The sequence below is a fragment of the Endozoicomonas sp. SESOKO2 genome (assembly GCF_024606245.1).
Taxonomy (GTDB): domain Bacteria; phylum Pseudomonadota; class Gammaproteobacteria; order Pseudomonadales; family Endozoicomonadaceae; genus Endozoicomonas_A.
In genome coordinates this window covers 1-1,497 of record NZ_JAHHPQ010000551.1, presented here as the reverse complement: position 1 = coordinate 1,497, position 1,497 = coordinate 1, and the positions used below count along the sequence as shown (strand labels likewise).

Annotated in this window: 2 protein-coding genes; one reads left to right on the top strand and one right to left on the bottom strand. The window is 35.8% G+C overall.

All coding sequences use genetic code 11. From position 1 onward, the window contains the following. A partial coding sequence (locus KDK17_RS13460; protein WP_257288267.1) for a hypothetical protein occupies nt 1-890 on the bottom strand: 890 nt, incomplete at its 3' end. A gap of 322 nt (nt 891-1,212) precedes the next feature. Between KDK17_RS13460 and KDK17_RS13455 the strand changes: the two genes are divergently transcribed. Further along, the coding region (locus tag KDK17_RS13455) for a hypothetical protein (RefSeq protein ID WP_257288266.1) at nt 1,213-1,497 on the top strand (285 nt) is incomplete at its 3' end.

Here is a 1,497-nt window from a genome sequence, read left to right as displayed (position 1 = left end):
CTGTAATATGGATCTGGATTAAAACAATATCCATTATTCGGTTCTTCATGAAGGTCTATTATGCTTACTCTTTTTGAAGCAGCTCTTAAAAAATCATCTTTAGAGTGCTCTGTCATAAATAAACAACCATTGTCACCTTTCCAGGAAACAACTTGATTGGCAGGTTTCAATAGATCATAGTAGTGGTGTGAAATATGTCCTATCTGTGTTGCTAGATATTGATAGTTACGCTCTGCTTCACCACTGAAAATATAATTAAATAGCTTTCTTGCTTTGTCCGTAGACCATATTTTTGATTTTCGTTTATTTAAATGAGGCAGATCGGAGAAAAAAGATCTGTGTGCCACTAAACGCTTTCTATCAATATCAGATAGTCCTGTTAAGGTGTGGCCATTGATATCTTTGAGTAGAATGTCATCTGGCATTTTTGGCAGAGTAAACATCCCATGTCTGGCTAATATGTAGGGTGGTTTGGATAACCATTGATTATCAATATCGGAATAAAATAAATGATTAACTCCGAGCTTTTCTAAACGATTAGCTAGTTTGGGTTTATTTTCAGAACTCGCCTTATCTATACAAAAGCTTAGTGTATTAGCAATGTTTTGAGACACAACAACTCTAATAGAATGCATAAACTCAAGGCTCATAGATGAAGCATATTTATTTAATGGCATAGGGAATTTTAGCTGAAGGTCTGTTTCCAAAGAGATACATAAGATATTATCATGGCTTATAAATTCAGCTTTCATCTCTTGAATTTGAGACTCTGTTAAACTCATATTCGAAAACACTATAAGCAGTGGAATATCATTTTTACTTAGACTGCTTCCTTCTTCTAATATTCTTTGAACATAATCTATCCCCTTGAGCCCTTCAGGATTATTCAAACCATTAAATATGGTGGTGCCATGCAGTGCGGCCCATGTGTGAAAGACTGGACATGATTACACGTGGCGCCAATAGTAGAAGATACCTAACCACATCAACTCCGCACCATTACGACTTTGAACCAGTGTTCAGGAACTTTTTTTATTTTGTTGCGTGTAAATGAGTACAGGATGCAGATGATCATTTCTTCAGGCAGAAATGTTCATTTTGAGCTGGAGCTCGCTGATTTTTCCGGGCTGTAACTCATCAAGTTCAAAAAGTACCTGCAAATTCTGAACAGTTACTACGGAATAACCCAATAACCAGGTAAAGAAGTATCTTATGAATAATCTTAACTCTGATGGAACTAAGGTATTTACTGACCGTACTTACAAGCAGATAATGGAGTCAGATGAGCAGAAAGCCATCACGGAATATTTTAATAACTATCAAGTTCCTCGCTTTATAAACACCTCTCAGTATACAAATGGCAATGCGACCAGAGCATTGTCTTCGTATTCTATTAAGGCTTCTGATGATAATTCTGAAAGCAATGATAATAAAATCTTACAATTGGATATAGATGATTGTGAATGGGTTGGGATCAATGAGAATGTTCAAGCTATA